Below are 15,736 nucleotides of genomic sequence, written 5' to 3' on the forward strand. Positions count from 1 at the left end.
TGCGCGACGGGCTCGGCCCGTCGCGCACCGCCGGTCAGCTCCCGTGGTCGGCTCCCGGTCTGTCGAGTCGTGGTCAGCCGAGCATGCCGATGACTGTCCGGGCCCGGTGGGTCAGCGCGGCCGCGGCGGCCGGGTCGACACGGTCGCGCCGGTGCGGATGCGCCAGACGGTGCACGAAGCGCTGCAGGGCCTGCGTCGCCGGGCCGGTGCGCCCCCGGTCGAGGTGCCACTGTGCCTGATGCAGCGCGGCGGACAGCCGGTGGGTGATCGGTCCGGTGATCGCGCCGTCGCGCCGGAACCCGTCGTACGCGGTCCGCAGCGCGGGCAGGCTGCCCGGTGCCCAGAGGTCCGGCACCGGCACCTTTCCGAAGTCGGTGTCGGCGGCCAGGTAGAAGCCGGGGTACGACGGCTGGTTGTAGGTGGTCTGCTGGCGAGCCACCTCGGCGCGGTACTGCGGATCGTGCATCAGGGTGTACATCTTGCGATCGGTCACCTCGGTGCTCAGGTGGATCCGGATCGCGGTGCTGTCGACCGTACGCAGCAGTAGCTCCTCCCGCCAGTCGCCGAGGACGTCGGCGACCAGGCCCGGGTTGCCCTTGGTGTAGTTGTTGGTCCGGGTGCCTTCGGCGGTGAGCAGCCGACCCCGGTGCCAGTCGTCGATGGTCGGGGTCTGGTCGATCGCGCCGTCGACGATCTGGGTGGTGCCGTCGGCCGCCCACCGGATGCTCATGTTGGTGCCGGGGATCTGTGAGCCGAGCGGCTCGCCGGCGGCGGTGTGCAGGCCGAGTCCGCTGACCGCCCACGCCTCGTGGCCGGGGTGCTGCGGGTCGATGTCGCCGATCATGCCCCGGCCGGTGTCCACTCCGGAGTAGGACCCGAAGATCACTTCGCCGGTGGCGGCGTCGAGCAGTCCGTGCCCGTACGGCGCCCACCGCCCGCCCTCGAAGACCAGGTACGCCTCCAAGCCGGGGCGATGCGGGTCGATGTCGGTGACGTGCATGGCGTCGCCGTGGCCGAGCCGGGCCAAGGTGCCCGGGGCCGCGCTGCCCGGCGGCAGCTGCGCGAACGCGCTGTACAGCAGGCTGCCGTCGTCGTCGATGGTGGCGGCGCCGTAGACGATCTCGTGCCGGCCGTCGCCGTCGACGTCGGCCGCGCTGATCGAGTGCTGCCCCTGGGTGGTGATGGTGGCAAACTCGTCGTCGGTGCCGTCGCGACCGTGTGGCGAGTCGTTGAACGGGTTGGTCATCGGCGTCCAGCCGCTGTCGACGTACCACTGCTCGGTGAGCTTGCGCCCGTCCCACCCGTAAGCGACCAGGGTGGAGCGGGTGTAGTAGCCGCGGGCGAAGACCGCCGACGGACGGCGGCCGTCCAGGTAGGCCACCGCGGCGAGGAACCGGTCGACCCGGTTGCCCGGCTCGATCCGCGACATCGCGTAATCGCCCCACATCAGGCCGTCGTCGTGCCGACCGGGCTGGTAGCGGACGGTCTGCAGCTCTTGCCCGGTGGCGCCGTCGAACACGGTGAGGTACTCGGGGCCGTCGACGATGAAGCCCTCAAAGGCACGCAGGTTGTTGCGGCTGCTGCGGGCCGGGGCGTAGACGTCGATGAAGTGGTCGGCGAGGGCCTGCGCGTCGGTCCGCGACAGCGGATACTCGTACGCCGGGTCGATGCCGAACGCCGCTTCCAGGGTGGCCGGCCAGTTGCCGGCGATCACCTCCGGGTGGGCGTGCCAGCCCTGGAACATGTCGACCAGGTGGTCGTGGTAGTCGGCGGCGGACATCCGGTAGTCGTCGCGGTGCGAGTAGCCGGCCCGTCGGTCGGATTCCGGGATGGTGACGTAGCGTTCGTCGGCGACCCGGCCGTCGGGCCGGTAGCTGATCGTCCTGGTGCCGGGGGCGGTCTTCAGCATCATCTCCGAGCGGCCGTCGCCGTCGAAGTCGTAGACCAGGAACTGGGTGTAGTGGGCGCCCGCCCGGATGTTGACCCCGAGGTCGATGCGGTGCAGCAGGGTGCCGTCCAGCCGGTACGTGTCGAGGTAGACCGGTCCGGTGTAGCCGACCTGAGAGACGTCCTTGGAGTTGGACGGATCCCACTTGACGACGAACTCGTACCGTCCGTCGCCGTCGACGTCGCCGACGCTCATGTCGTTGGCGGAGTAGGTGTACGCCTCACCGGCCGGGGTGACCCCGTCGGCGGGCCGACGCAGCGGCAGGTCGAGGTAGGCCTGCGACCACGGGTGCGCCGGACCGCTGCGGTCGACCTCGACGCCGTCGACCACGGCGGCGACCTGGTAGCCGGCGCCGGTCACGGGGTCGGTGTCCAGGTAGTTGGTGCTGTCGGTCACGGTCGCCAGTCGCCGGCCGTCCCGGTAGACGTGGAAGTCGGCACCGGTCATGCCGGTGGCACCGGATCCGGTCGCCTCGTGGCCGAGCAGTCGCCAACTGAGGAAGACGCCCTGGTGGGTGGTGGCGGCGACCAGGCCACGGTCGAGATGTTCGAGTTGGACGGCGTCGGGGCGACCACCATCGGTCGGTCCGCTGGCGGGGCCGCGGACAGGGTCGGCCCGATCGGCGGACGCGGCGCTGGCCGGTAGGCCGAGGGTCAGCGTGAGGACGCCGACGAGCAACGCCACGGCGGTGGGTGGACGGTGGGGACGGCGACGTCGGGTACGACGGTTCATCCGGAAATCTCCTCGGTCGACGGGCGGCGTGGCCGGCTCTGGCCGACCGGCCGGCCGCAGGACGGTGTCAGGCACCCGTGACAGTCGATGAAACGATACAAGAAACTGAAGGCTATGAATGTGTTTGCCAGTGTGTCAAGGCGAGCTGTCGCTGAATGAACCGTTCCATTCGGACTGTGGACCGACCCGACGTGGACCACGGTCACCTAAGGTCATCGAGTTGTGACCCCTGCGGCGATCGACTAGGGTCGGTGCACCGATCCGCAGCCAGTCGCGGCAACATCCGGCGGCACCACGCAGTTGGCGATGTGCACCAGCCCCGACGTGCACCATCCCGTCGACGCAACCCGGCCCGTCAAGCCCGTAACGGCGACAACGAGGTAGGAGACAGACGGTGAATCCCTCCCCAGCGTTCCCGCACCGGCAGCGATCCGCGCGTACCACCCGGTCGGCCGGGCGGGCGACGAGCCTCGCCGCCGCGGCGGCGCTCGCGCTGGCCAGCTGCTCGGCCGGCGAGTCCCTGGAGACCGACGACGGGACCCCCACCTCCGACGGCACCCTGGTGGTGGCCATCTCCAGCGAGCCGGACAGTTTGGACGTGCACGTCTCCACCGCGTCGCCCACCTTCCTGGTGCTGGAGAACGTCTACGACACCCTGGTGGAGCCGGCCCCCGACCTGAGTTTCCAACCCGCGCTGGCCACCGAGTGGGAGGTCAGCGAGGACCTGCTCACCTGGACCTTCCAGCTGCGCGACGGCGTCACCTGGCACAACGGGCGGGAGTTCACCGCCAGCGACGTGGTGTCCAGCTTCGAACGGATCACCGACGCGGAGACCGCCGCGAACGCCTGGCGGTTCGAGACCGTCGATGAGGTACGCGAGGTCGACGACCGTACGGTGGAGTTCGTCCTCAACCAGCCGACCCCCAACCTGCTGGCCAACATCGGCGGGTTCAAGGGGATGGCGATCGTCGCCCCCGAGCTGATCGACGGCGACGGGCTGACCACCGACGCGATCGGCACCGGGCCGTTCCGGTTCGTCAGCTACACCCCCGGTGACCGGATCGTGCTGGAAGCCAACCCGGACTACTGGGGCACCGGTCCGTACGTCGACCGGGTCGAGTTCCGGTTCGTCTCCGAGCCGACCACCGCACTGACCAATCTGCGCACCGGTGCCGTGCACCTGACCAACAACGTGCCGGCCCAGGAGATCGCCACCCTGCGCGACGACCCCGACGTCGAGCTCGGCCAGCAGGCCAGCAACGACTACTGGTACTTCACCTGCAACTTCGACCGGCCGCCGTTCGACGACATCGACGTACGCCGGGCGCTGTCGTTCGCCATCGACCGCGAACAGGTGGCCCAGGCCGCCTTCTTCGACGCCGCGACGCCGGTGCAGTCGGCGATGCCGCCGGGCAACTTCTGGGCCACCGACTACGCCCCGTTCAGCCACGATCCGGACCAGGCCCGCGAGCTGCTCGCCGACGCCGGCGTCACCGACCTCACCGTCGACCTGATGCTGACCAACGAGTACCCGCACACCCTGGCCGCCGCCGAGGTGATCGCCAGCCAGTGGGGCGACGTCGGCGTCAACGTTGAGATCCGTACCCTTGACTTCGCCAGCTGGCTCGACGAGCAGGGCAACGGCAGCTACGACTGCTACGTCCTCGGCTGGCTGAACAACCTCGACGGCGAGTACGCCTACTACGCCCAGCACCACTCCGCCGGCTCGTTCAACTTCCACGGCTACGCCAACCCGCAGGTCGACCAGTACCTCGACCAGGCTCGGGCCAGCGTCGAGGACACCGAACGGCGCGACCTCTACCACCAGGCGGCCGGGCTGATCATCGACGAGGTCAGCTACGGCTACCTGTACAGCCCGCAGGCCACGCTGGCCTGGGCGCCGCAGGTGTCCGGCGTGGAGATGCACCCGGACGGCAAGACCCGGCTGCGGACCGTACGGTTGACCGACTGAGCCGTCGCGATGGCGCGTTTCCTACTGTGGCGGGCGCTGCAGACGGTCGTCGCGATGCTCGGGGTCAGCGTCGCGGTCTTCCTGATCGTCCAGCTGGTGCCCGGCGACCCGATCCGGCTGGCCCTGGGCACCCGCTTCGATGAGGAGCTGTACCAGGCGATGCGGGCCCGCGCCGGGCTGGACCAGCCGCTGTTGACCCAGTACGGCGGCTGGCTGGCCCGCGCGGTCACCGGCGACCTGGGGGTCAGCTTCCGCAGCGGTGAGCCGGTCACCCGACTGCTGCTGGCCCGGCTCGGCCCGACCAGCCTGCTCGCCGGCGCGGCGCTCGCCGTCGCGCTGGCGATCGCGCTGCCGTTGGGCATCGTCTCCGCGGTGCGCTCCGGGTCACTGGTGGACCGGATCGCCACCGGGTTCAGCCAGCTGTGGATCTCGGTGCCGGACTTCTGGAGCGGGATCATGTACATCCTGCTCTTCGCGCTGCTGCTGGGTTGGCTGCCGGCCTCCGGTTACGTGTCGCCGTTGGACGATCCGGCCCGGGCGGCCCACCACCTGGTGCTGCCGGCGATGACCGTGGGGCTGATCTCCGGTTCGGTGCTGACCCGGTTCGTCCGCTCGGCGGTGCTGGAGGCGCTGCACCAGGACTACGCCCGTACCGCCCGGGCCAAGGGGCTGTCCCGCTGGCAGACGGTCCGCCGGCACGTGCTGCCCAACGCCTGGATCTCCATCGTGACCGCCGTCGGTCTGCAGCTCGGATTCCTGCTCGGCGGGGTGGTGATCGTCGAGGTGATCTTCGAGTGGCCCGGTCTGGGTCGGCTGGCGTACGACGCGGTCGTCCGGCGTGACTACAGCCTGCTGCAGGGCGCGGTGCTGGCCATCGCGTTGATGTTCCTGGTGGTCAACTTCCTGGTGGACCTGCTGTACGGCTACCTCGACCCGCGGGTACGGCGCCGATGACCCGCCGCCTGTTCCTGTTGCTACTGGGCAACCGGCTGGCCCTGGCCGGGCTGCTGGTGCTGGCCGTGCTGGCGGCGGTCGCCGTGGTCGGGCCGTGGCTGGCCCCGTACGACCCGAACGCGGTCGACGTGCCGGGCCGGCTCGCGGGCCCGTCGTGGGCGCACCCGTTCGGCACCGACAATCTCGGCCGGGACGTGCTCAGCCGGGTGCTGGTCGGCGCCCGGGTGTCGCTGCAGGTCGGGTTCGTCGCGGTGGGCATCTCGCTGACCGCCGGGCTGCTGATCGGGCTGGTCGCCGGCTTCTACTCCGGCGCGACGGACGCGCTGCTGATGCGCACCATGGACGTGCTGTTCGCGTTCCCGGCGATCCTGCTCGCGATCGCGGTGCTGGCCATCCTCGGCCCGGGCATCACCAACGCGATGATCGCCATCGGCATCGTCTACACGCCGATCTTCGCCCGGATCGTGCGGGCCGCGACGCTCGTGGTCTCGGCCCAGCTGTACGTCCGGGCCGCCCGCGCCGTCGGCGCCGGCGACCTGCGGATCCTGCTCCGCCACGTGCTGCCGAACATCGCCGCGCCGGTGATCGTGCAGACGTCGCTGAGCCTGGCGTTCGCGATCCTGGCCGAGGCGGCGCTGTCGTTCCTGGGTCTGGGCGTGCAGCGACCCGATCCGGCCTGGGGCCGGATGCTCGCCGAGGGCCGCGACTTCGTCAGTCAGGCACCGTGGATGGGCGTCTTCCCCGGTCTGGCGATCTTCGCGACCGTGCTGGCGTTCAACGTCGTCGGCGACGGGCTGCGCGACGCGCTCGACCCACGGCAGCGGTCGGTCATCGAGTCGAGGGGGCAGGGCTGATGGCCGGCGACCCGGTGCTGTCGGTACGGGACCTGACGGTGCGCATCGGCACCCGGCGAGGGGTGGCGAGGGTGGTCAACGGGGTCAGCTACGACGTGCGCCCGGGTGAGACGCTGGCCATCGTCGGCGAGTCGGGGTCCGGCAAGTCCGTCGGCGCGCTGGCGGTCCTCGGCCTGCTCGACGAGGCGGCCACCGCCACCGGGCAGGTGCTGCTGGACGGTGTGGACCTGCTGGCCGCCGGTGAGCGCCAGCTGCGGCGGATCCGTGGCAACGAGATCGCGATGGTCTTCCAGGACCCGATGACCTCCCTCAACCCGGTCAAGACGATCGGGTCGCAGTTGGTCGAGCCGATTGAGCTGCACGGCGTGGCCACCGGCACGGCGGCCCGCGACCGGGCAGTGGAATTGCTCGAACAGGTCGGGCTGCCGGACGCCCGCGAGCGGCTCGGCGACTACCCGCACCGGTTCTCCGGCGGGATGCGCCAGCGGGTCATGATCGCGATGGCGCTGGCCTGTGAGCCGAAGGTGCTGCTCGCCGACGAGGCGACCACCGCGCTGGATGTCACCACCCAGGCGCAGATCCTCGAAGTGGTCGCCGGGCTGCAACGACGGCTGGGTCTCGCGGTCGTCTGGATCACCCACGATCTGGGGGTGGTGGCCGGGATCGCCGACCGGGTGGCGGTCATGTACGCCGGACGGATCCTGGAACAGGCACCGGTCGACGAGCTGTACGCCGCGCCCCGGCACCCGTACACGATGGGATTGTTGGCGGCGGTGCCCCGGGTCGGCGCCGATCGGCCGCGCCGGCTGACGACGATCCCCGGCCAGCCGCCGGATCCGACGGCGCTGCCGCCGGGCTGCGCGTTCCATCCGCGCTGCGGCTACCGGCACGACCCACGGGCGGCCACCGAGGTGCCGCCGCTGCGCACGGTCGGCCCGGACCACCGGGTGGCCTGCTTCTACGACGTCGTCGGTGGCACCGCCACCGGTACGGACGGTGGGGATGACTGAGCAGCCGCTGTTGAGCGTGACCGACCTGCGGGTGCACTTCCCGGTCGCCGGTGGCGGGCTCCGCCGCCGGCAGAATGCGGTGGTCCGGGCGGTCGACGGGGTGAGCTTCACTGTCGCGGCCGGCGAGACGTTGGGGCTGGTCGGCGAGTCGGGGTGCGGCAAGAGCACCACCGGGCTGGGCCTGCTGCGACTGGTCGAACCCACCGGTGGGCGGGTCAGCGTGCGGGGCACCGAGGTCACCGCGCTGCGCCGACGCGACCTGCGGGCGATGCGCCGGCACCTTACGATGATCTTCCAGGATCCGTACGCGTCGCTGGACCCCCGGATGACGATCGGTTCGGTCGTCGCCGAGCCGTTGGCGGTGCACGGCCTGCACCGGGGGTCGCGGGCCCGCCGGCACCGCGTCGGTGAACTGCTGGAACTCGTCGGCCTCGACCCGGACCACGCGCACCGGCACCCGCACGAGTTCTCCGGCGGGCAGCGCCAGCGGGTGGGCATCGCCCGCGCGCTGGCCTGCGAGCCCGAGCTGATCGTCGCGGACGAGCCGATCGCCGCCCTCGATGTGTCTATCCAGGCGCAGGTCATCAACCTGTTGGAGGACCTGCGCGACGAGCTCGGGCTGGCGTACCTGTTCATCGCCCACGACCTGGCCGCGGTCGGGCACCTCAGTGACCGGATCGCGGTGATGTATCTCGGCCGCATCGTGGAGGTGGCCGACCGGGCGACGCTGTTCGCCCGGCCGGCGCACCCCTACACCCGGGCGTTGCTGTCCGCGGTGCCGCTGCCCGACCCGGTCGCCGAGCGGGCCCGGGAACGGATCATCCTGCGGGGTTCGGTGCCGTCTCCCGCCGACCCGCCGAGTGGCTGCAACTTCCGGACCCGCTGCCCGGCGGCGTTCGACCGGTGCGCCGTCGACGATCCGGTGCTGACCGCACGCGGCGACGGCCACCTGGCCGCCTGCCACCTACCGCAGGATCACCCCGGCTGAGTGCCAGGCGGGACGGCGCCGTCGGCCGCTCGGTCCCGGTACGGATCCCGCCACTGAATCGCCCGGCCTTGACGGAGCTGGGCGATCGGATTACCGGCCCGGTCGTGCAGCGTCGACTCGTCGACACAGAAGCCGGCCGTCGACCAGACCGTCCGGTTGGTCACGTGGTGCCATTGGCCGGCGACGTCACCGAGGTCGGGTGCGAAGTGGATGGTGAAGTCCACCGACGGCACGAAATGCGGCGGCTGGGACAGGGCGAACAGCCCCGGCGGCAGCGCGTCGAGGTAGATCGAGGCGACGGCGTGCGGGCCGAGCGTCCCACCCAGATCGGTCTGCGGCGAGATGCGGACCCAGGCGGCGGTGCCGTCGGTGAGGCTCGGCGGCCCGGCTGCCCGCACGTCCAGTTGGGCGCTGTAGGCCAGCGGCCGGTGCCGGGGCGCGTACGCCGGCAACTGCTCGGGGTCGCCCCACGCTGCCGGATCCTCGCGGCGACGCCAGCTGAACTTCTGCCCGACCGGCACCAGGGACGCCATCGCGTGTACCCGGGCCCGACCCTGCTGGGCCAGGGTGATCCGCAGGCTGGTGGTGGACCGCCCCCGGTGCAGCGTCTCGGTGGTCAGCTCCACCGGACCGGGTCGGACGCCGGCCACGAAGTGCATGGTTACGGCCTGTGGGGCGAAGCCGTCGACGCTGTCGGCGACGTCGACGATCCGGCCGAGGACGAAGCCGCCGAAGATGCCCTGCATGCCGAGCCACCGCTGGGTGAAGACCGGAGCGCCCATCCGGCTACTTCTCCACGCGGACGTAGTCGCCCGGCCGTGGCGCCGGTCCGGCACCGAGCCGCCGCCAGCCGGACAGGTCGGCGCTGACCACGTCTCCGGCGGCCCCGCCGGGGACCTGGTCGCCGGGCGCCCAGGTGGCACCGGGCAGGTCCGGCAGCGCGGCGTCCGGTCCGAGATGAACGGTTTCGGCGACCGGGGCGGCACCGGCCGGCAGCTGGTCCGCAGGATGGAACACCGCCGGGCCGCCGAACCAGGCGAGCACGGTGGCACCGCTGGGCGCCCACATCCGGGTCCGGACCGCGCCGGCGGGGATGAACGTCAGGTCGCCGCGCCGGTAGGTGGCGTCACCGAGGTGCAGCTCCCCGGCGAGCACGACGAACTCCTCGTCGACGAGGTAGCCGCCAGCGACGTCGCGGGCAAAACCGGGCGGGAAGTGGCCGTGCACGACGAACGCCCCCGACCGGGAGGCCAGCCGGGTGAGGTGGAAACCGAGGTTGGCACCGGGCATCGGCACCTCCTGCCACGGATGCCGTGCCGCGGTCAGGTCGACCTGCTCCGGCCGTGGAGCGCGTGGGGCACGGTTGCCGCCGCTCATCCCAGGCCCGCCCGTTCGGCCAGGGTCAGCGTACGGCGGGCGCCGCGCAGCACCGCCGCGTCGACGAGCCGGCCGGCCGTGTCCAGCACCACGCCGGTGCCGGCGGCGGTGGCCGTCTCGAGCAGGGCGATGGTGTCACTGGCCGCCCGGACCTCGGCGGCCGTCGGCGTGTAGACCTGATGCACCACCGGCAGCTGGTTCGGGTGAATGCAGGCCCGGCCGACGAAGCCCTGCCGGCGCAGCCGCCGGGTCGACGCGTCCAGTGCGGCGTCGTCGGCGGTGATCCGCGACACCGGGCCGACCGGCGGATGGATGCCACCGGCCGCGCTGGCCACCACGACCTGGCTGCGGGTCGGGACGAACTCGGCGTCGTCGGCGCCCGGTTCCAGGCCGAGTTCGCCGGCCAGGTCGACCTCACCGAGCTGCAGCTGGTACACCCGGGGTTGCCGGGCGATGGCGGCGATGTCGAGCAGCGCGGCGGCGGTCTCCACCATCGGCATCAGCAGCGTGTCGTGGTCAGCGGCGTCGGCGAGCACCCGGGCGGCGTCAGCGACCTCGCTGGCAGTGCCGACCTTGGCCAGTACCACGCCGGTGAGCGCCGGCTGGCCGGCGACGGCCCGCAGGTCCGTGTCGCGCAGCGGGCCGGAGTTGACCCGTACCCAGATCGGCAGGTCGCCGGGTCCGGCGGCGAGCCAGCCGACGACGGCCTCGCGGGCAGCGGCCTTGCCGGCCAGCGGCACCGCGTCCTCCAGGTCGACGATCAGCGCGTCGGCGCCGCGCCGGGCCGCCTTGGCCAGCTTGTCGGCGGCGTGGCCGGGCACGTACAGGTAGGACCGGGGTGGCACCGGGTCGCCCATCAGACGGTCACCTCGCCACGTACGAGGGCCTTCGCCACGACGGTACGCAGCACATCGTTGGTGCCTTCGCCGATGCTCATCAGGATCGCGTCGCGGTACAGCCGCTCCACTTCGAACTCGGTCGAGTAGCCGTAACCTCCGTGGATCTTCATCGCGTCGATGGCGGCCTCCAGGGCGACCTCCGAGCAGAAGATCTTCGCCATGCCGGTCTGCGCGTCGGCGCGACCCTGGCGGACCGCGTCGGCCGACCAGTACGCCATCAGCCGGGCCGCCTGCACCTGGGTCGCGATGGTGGCGAGCTTGAGCTGGATGGCCTGGAACTCGGCGATGTGCTTGCCGAACGCCTTACGTTGGCGGGCGTAACCCAGGGCCTCCTCGTGGGCCCGCTGGGCGATGCCGACCGACCGGGCGGCGATGTTGACCCGGCCCCACTCCAGGGCGGACAGCGCCTGCTTGAGACCGATCCCTTCGACTCCGCCGAGCAGCCGGTCGGCGGGCACCCGGACGTCGTCGAGCAGGATCTCGCAGGACTCGGTGCCCTTGTAGCCGAGTTTGGGGATGTCCTTGGTGACGGTGAAGCCGGGCAGGTCGGCGTCGATCAGCAGGATGCTCATGCCCTTGTGTGCCGGGCTGGCCTGCGGGTCGGTCTTGACCAGGACCGGCAGCGGGTCGGCGTACCGGGCATTGGTGATCCAGATCTTGGTGCCGTTGACCACGTAGTGGTCGCCGTCGCGGCGGGCCGTGGTGCGGATGCCCTGCAGGTCGGTGCCGGCGTCGGGTTCGGTCAGCCCGATGCCGGTGCGCCGTTCACCGCTGGCCAGAGCGGGCAGGTACGCCTGCTTCTGCTCCTCGGTGCCGTGCATGACGATCATGCGGCAGGCCAGCGAGTGGCTGCCGAGGATGCCGGCGATGCCCATCCATCCCCGGGATATCTCCTCGAAGACCAGGGCGAATGACACCGGGTCGAGGTCGAGGCCGCCGTAGGACTCGGGGACGGTGACGCCGAACAGGCCCATGTCGGCCATGCCTTTGACGATCTCCGTCGGATAGCGGCCGGTCTGCTCCCATGCCCGGGCCACCGGGATGATCTCGCGGTCCACGAAGGAGCGCAGCAGCTGCTGGAACTCGCGCTGTTCCTCGGTGAGGGTGAAGTCCATCGGGGCCTCCTGGGTGGTCGGCGGGCTCAGCGAAAAGCGGGCTCAGCGGGGATCGGCCGGCGTGGGTCGGCGTGGCGTGGGTCGGCGGAAGACCGGCAGGGCGCGGCCGTCGGGCAGGTCGACCCAGTCGACGGTGACCGGGTCGCCGATCCGCCAGCCGGCATCGTCGGCGTCATCGTCCGGTTCGGTGCCGGGGCTGAGGCCGTCGAGGCGGGTGAGTAGCAGCGGGCCTTCGGCGAGCCGGACCCGGGCGATGGTGTACGGCACCGCCAGGTCGCGGCGCGGCGCCCGGTGCACGACGGTGAACGTGTCGACGGTGCCGTCGCCGCTGGCTTCGGTGAAGCCGAGCCGCGTGGTGTCGCCGCAGCGGACGCAGACCGCGCGGGGCGGATGCTGATGGTGCCCGCAGCCGGTGCAGGTCTGCAGCACGAGGCGGTGTTCACAGGTCGCCTGCCACCAGTCGGCGGTCAGGTCGTCGGCGGGTGGTACCTCGGGCAGCGGGTTCATCACGACACCCCCAGCACGACGGTGGCGTGGGTGGACAGGATCGCGCCGGTGCCGTGCGCGACGGCGATCCGCGCGCCCGGCACCTGCCGGGCACCGGCCTCGCCGCGCAGCTGGCGGACCGCCTCGACCAGCAGCAGCACCCCGAACTGGCCGGGGTGGCAGTACGACAACCCGCCGCCGGAGGTGTCCAGCGGCAGGTCACCACCGGGGCGGATCCGGCCGCCGGCGATGTAGTCGAGCACCTCGCCTTCGCCGCAGAAACCGAGAGCTTCGACGCTGAGCGCGGCGGTGATGGTGAACGAGTCGTACACCTGCAGCACGTCGACGTCGGCGGCGGTGATCCCGGCCCGGGCGAACGCCTCCGCGCCGGCCTCGCGGGCCCCGGTGTCCAGGATGTCGTCGGCGGCGGTCATCGACGTGTTGGTGGAGCGTTCGCCGTAGCCGAGCACCGCGACCGGCACCCGGCGCAGGTCACGGGCCCGGTCCGCGCTGGTCAGCACGATCGCGCCGCCGCCGTCGGTGACCAGGCAGCAGTCGGCGACGGTCAGCGGGGTGCAGACCGTCGAGGCGGCCCGCACCTCGTCGACGGTCAGCGGCGGCGCACCGTAACGGTAGGCGGCCGGGTTGAGCCGGGCCCATTCGCGGGCGGCGACGGCGATCTCGGCCAGCTGCTCCGGGCTGCCGGCGTAGCGGTGCAGGTACGCCTGGGCGGCCATCGCGTAGTAGGAGATCGGGAACAGCGGCGCGTACGGCGTCTCGAACTGCGCCTCCGGGGTGTGCTCCTCGATCACCCCGGCCAGGCTGCGCGACCGTGCCGACCGCTGGTTGGAGGCAAAGCTGACCGCCACGACGCTGGCCTGGCCGGCGTCGATGGCCTGCACGGCGCGGGCCACCATCATCTCGGCGGCGCTGCCGCCGACGAAGCTGGCGTCGACCCAGCGGGGCCGCAGCCCGAGGTGGTCGGCGAGCGCGGTGGTCGAGAAGCGGGAGATGCCGGTGGTGGCCAGCCCGTCGACGTCGGCGAGGGTGAGCCCGGCGTCGGCCAACGCCCGGGTGACCGCCTGGGTCTGCAGGGTCAGCGTCGACGCGGTGGTGACCCCGAGGTCGGATTCGGCCGCCCCGACGATCGCCACCGCCGCCCGGTCCCGCCCGGTCACGGCACACCGTCGGCGGTGCCCGCGCCTGGTCCGTCGGCGGTGCCGAGCAGGACGACAGCCCGGGCCGGCCGGGCCGCCGGACGTTCGGGGCCGTAGTCGCTGGCGGCGATGACGGCGGCCAGTTCGACCTCGATCCGGTCGCCGTCGACCTTGACCACCGTGCCTGTGCAACGCACCGTCTCACCGGCGAACATCAGGTTGCGGAAGGTGAAGGAGAGCTGCCGCACGAAGCAGTACGGCCCAAAGGCGTCCTGTACCAGTTCGACGAAGAGCGCGCCGAAGACCTGGCCGTCGACGACCGGGCCGGGCACCTTGGCGGCCGCCACGAACTCCGGGTCGTAGTGCAACCGGTACCAGTCCCAGGTGGCGCCGGCGTAGGCGACCATGTCGGCCAGGGCGATGGTGCGTTCCAGCCCCGGCAGGGTGTCACCGACCTGCGCGATCACGTCGGATCACCGCCCATCGCGACCAGGATGATGGTTTCCTCGTTGACCGTCAGTAGTTCGCCGTGCTGGTTGGTGTAGGTGGCCCGGGAGCCGACGACCAGCATGTCGTCGCCGCCCCGGGTGCGTTTCTCGGTCAGGTCGTGGATCTCCCAGGTCGCGGTGATCACGTCGTCTGGGCGGACCCGCCGGTGGAAGGTGTACGTGTTGCCGCCGCGTACCTGCCGGGTGCCGGGCACGTCCAGGTGCCAGGAGTGGCCGGCGTAGCCGTCGGAGGCCATCGGCAGCCCGGTGTACTGGCCGGTCTCGCAGATCAGCGTCGGCGGGGCGGTCACCCCGGGCAGGCCGTGCGCCCGGGCGTAGTCGCCGTCGCGGTAGATCGGATTGTCGTCGCCGACCGCCATCGCGAAGTAGCGCCCGGCGGCAGCACCGAGCGCCTCCGGCGCGGTGTAGACCTTGCGGGTGCCGAGCAGCGCCCGCAGCTCGTCGGTGAGCAGGCCCATCAGCTACCTCCAGCGGTGCTCGGCCCGTCGGCGGGCTCGACCCGGTCGACGGCCAGCTCGGCCGGTTCGTCGGCGGGCTCGGGGTAGACGGCGGTCGGGAAGACCTCCAGCAGGAACTCGGGGCGCAGCAGCGCCGCGCAGATCGCCCCGGTCGACGCCGGCCAGGGCGGGCTGAGTAGCCGCTCGCGTACCCCGGCGACCGCCCGGTAGTCGCCGATCGCCGAGGCGACGCAGAATTCGGTGGTCTCCACCAGGTCCTGCGGGCCGAGCCCGGCGTGGTCGAGCAGTTCGCGGATCGCTCCGTAGGTCACCTCGGCCTGCGCGCCGATGTCGTCGGGGTGCAGCGCCTGCTGGGTCCGCATGTCCAGGGCGGCGAAACCGGACATGTACAGGGTCCGGCCGGCCTTCACCCCGGGGGCGTAGGTCAGCGAGTCGTACCGCGACCAGCCGGGGTTGACCAGTTCCAGCGGATGCCGCGACGCGGTGACGTCGATCGCGACCAGCGCATCGGGATGGTGCAGCCGGCTCATCAGGATGCCACCGGCTCCCGGGTAGACGCCGGCACCGCCGAGCCGTTCGGCGCGGACCCGGTGGGTCCTGCGGTACACCTCTCGGGTCGCCGGGGTGGAGTAGTCGTAGGTGGTGACAGCGGCGTCGAGCGACAGACCGGCGGCGACGAGCAGGTCCTGCGCCCGGTCCAGGCAGTACGCGTACTGGCTGACGAAGTCGCCCGGGTGGACCACCTCGCCGGTGGCGTCGACCGGCAGCATGGTCGGCAGGTAGACGGCACCGTCGTGGCCGCCGCGCACCGGTGAGGGCACCCAGCTGCCGGCGGCTCGCGGTTCGCTGGCGACAAGCAACTGGCCGCCGCCGCCGACGGCGTGCAGTTCGATCTCGATCAGCGCGGCCCGGCGGACCAGCCGCTCGACCACGACGGTACGGACCACCGGCTGGTGCTCGCCGAACACCTCGGCGCGCGCAGCGGCCGCGGCGGCGTAGTCGTCGAGGCCGGCCACGGTGACGTTCTCGGTGACCCGGGTGACGTCGGCCGGTCCGTAGCCGGCGGCTTCCAGGATGGTCAGCACCTTGCGGTACGCGGTGGCGGTCTGGGTGGCCAGGTCACCGCCGACGGTCATCTTGCCGAGCGTGGTGTCGAGCGCGGCGGCGGTGTGCCCGGAGGTCCAGGCGGCGTCGCCGTCGGCCAGCCCGAGGCAGAAGGTGAACCCGTCGTACGGGAACCAGGGAAAGTCGGCGGGTCGGATCGCGGCGGGCGGCAC

At 72.0% G+C, this 15,736-nt stretch carries 15 protein-coding genes; 5 read left to right on the plus strand and 10 right to left on the minus strand.

Annotated features, from left to right (window positions below; translation table 11 throughout):
- Window positions 1-73: 73 nt before the first annotated feature.
- Window positions 74-2,680 carry a rhamnogalacturonan lyase gene (locus tag ACFHWU_RS15220; RefSeq protein ID WP_416590843.1) on the minus strand — a complete coding sequence of 869 codons (2,607 nt, stop codon included), beginning with the start codon at window positions 2,678-2,680 and terminating at the stop codon, window positions 74-76.
- 394 nt (window positions 2,681-3,074) lie between these two features.
- On the opposite strand from ACFHWU_RS15220, the gene ACFHWU_RS15225 reads away from it, so the two are divergent.
- From ACFHWU_RS15225 to ACFHWU_RS15245, 5 genes are read left to right on the plus strand one after another with little or no spacing between them, the layout of a single operon-like run.
- Window positions 3,075-4,652 (plus strand): ABC transporter substrate-binding protein, encoded by a 1,578-nt coding sequence (locus tag ACFHWU_RS15225; RefSeq protein ID WP_416554251.1) that lies wholly within the window; start codon window positions 3,075-3,077, stop codon window positions 4,650-4,652.
- A 9-nt stretch (window positions 4,653-4,661) separates the two neighbouring features.
- Window positions 4,662-5,606: an ABC transporter permease gene (locus ACFHWU_RS15230; protein ID WP_416554249.1), complete on the plus strand. Its 945-nt coding sequence runs from the start codon at window positions 4,662-4,664 to the stop codon at window positions 5,604-5,606.
- Window positions 5,603-6,460 (plus strand): ABC transporter permease, encoded by an 858-nt coding sequence (locus ACFHWU_RS15235; protein WP_416554247.1) that lies wholly within the window; start codon window positions 5,603-5,605, stop codon window positions 6,458-6,460. The genes ACFHWU_RS15230 and ACFHWU_RS15235 overlap by 4 nt, the downstream gene beginning before the upstream one ends.
- Window positions 6,460-7,470, plus strand: a complete 1,011-nt coding sequence (locus ACFHWU_RS15240) for an ABC transporter ATP-binding protein (protein WP_416590844.1) — start codon at window positions 6,460-6,462, stop codon at window positions 7,468-7,470. The genes ACFHWU_RS15235 and ACFHWU_RS15240 overlap by 1 nt, the downstream gene beginning before the upstream one ends.
- Entirely contained in the window at window positions 7,463-8,458 is a 996-nt protein-coding gene (locus ACFHWU_RS15245) for an ABC transporter ATP-binding protein (protein WP_416554243.1), read from the plus strand. The genes ACFHWU_RS15240 and ACFHWU_RS15245 overlap by 8 nt, the downstream gene beginning before the upstream one ends.
- Here ACFHWU_RS15245 and ACFHWU_RS15250 read toward each other — a convergent pair.
- The 9 genes from ACFHWU_RS15250 to ACFHWU_RS15290 form a co-directional block, all read right to left on the minus strand.
- On the minus strand, window positions 8,446-9,240 hold the full coding sequence (locus ACFHWU_RS15250) for a thioesterase family protein (RefSeq protein ID WP_416554241.1): 795 nt from the start codon (window positions 9,238-9,240) through the stop codon (window positions 8,446-8,448). The two genes, ACFHWU_RS15245 and ACFHWU_RS15250, sit on opposite strands and share 13 nt — an antisense overlap.
- 4 nt (window positions 9,241-9,244) lie before the next feature.
- Complete coding sequence (locus ACFHWU_RS15255; protein WP_416554239.1) at window positions 9,245-9,748, minus strand: hypothetical protein; 504 nt, start codon at window positions 9,746-9,748, stop codon at window positions 9,245-9,247.
- 83 nt (window positions 9,749-9,831) lie between these two features.
- On the minus strand, window positions 9,832-10,692 hold the full coding sequence (locus ACFHWU_RS15260) for an HpcH/HpaI aldolase/citrate lyase family protein (protein ID WP_416554237.1): 861 nt from the start codon (window positions 10,690-10,692) through the stop codon (window positions 9,832-9,834).
- Window positions 10,692-11,849 (minus strand): acyl-CoA dehydrogenase family protein, encoded by a 1,158-nt coding sequence (locus ACFHWU_RS15265; RefSeq protein WP_416554235.1) that lies wholly within the window; start codon window positions 11,847-11,849, stop codon window positions 10,692-10,694. Before ACFHWU_RS15265 ends, ACFHWU_RS15260 begins: the two co-directional genes overlap by 1 nt.
- A gap of 42 nt (window positions 11,850-11,891) precedes the next feature.
- Window positions 11,892-12,356, minus strand: coding sequence for a Zn-ribbon domain-containing OB-fold protein (locus ACFHWU_RS15270; RefSeq protein WP_416590845.1), 465 nt, complete (start codon window positions 12,354-12,356; stop codon window positions 11,892-11,894).
- Window positions 12,356-13,513 carry an acetyl-CoA acetyltransferase gene (locus tag ACFHWU_RS15275; protein ID WP_416554231.1) on the minus strand — a complete coding sequence of 386 codons (1,158 nt, stop codon included), beginning with the start codon at window positions 13,511-13,513 and terminating at the stop codon, window positions 12,356-12,358. The genes ACFHWU_RS15270 and ACFHWU_RS15275 overlap by 1 nt, the downstream gene beginning before the upstream one ends.
- Window positions 13,510-13,959 (minus strand): MaoC/PaaZ C-terminal domain-containing protein, encoded by a 450-nt coding sequence (locus ACFHWU_RS15280; protein WP_281554296.1) that lies wholly within the window; start codon window positions 13,957-13,959, stop codon window positions 13,510-13,512. The genes ACFHWU_RS15275 and ACFHWU_RS15280 overlap by 4 nt, the downstream gene beginning before the upstream one ends.
- Window positions 13,956-14,459 (minus strand): FAS1-like dehydratase domain-containing protein, encoded by a 504-nt coding sequence (locus ACFHWU_RS15285; protein WP_416554227.1) that lies wholly within the window; start codon window positions 14,457-14,459, stop codon window positions 13,956-13,958. The genes ACFHWU_RS15280 and ACFHWU_RS15285 overlap by 4 nt, the downstream gene beginning before the upstream one ends.
- Window positions 14,459-15,736: a Rid family hydrolase gene (locus ACFHWU_RS15290; protein WP_416554225.1), complete on the minus strand. Its 1,278-nt coding sequence runs from the start codon at window positions 15,734-15,736 to the stop codon at window positions 14,459-14,461. The genes ACFHWU_RS15285 and ACFHWU_RS15290 overlap by 1 nt, the downstream gene beginning before the upstream one ends.

Origin of the sequence: Micromonospora sp. LOL_015 (assembly GCF_048060275.1) — a bacterium.
Lineage (GTDB): Bacteria > Actinomycetota > Actinomycetes > Mycobacteriales > Micromonosporaceae > Micromonospora_E.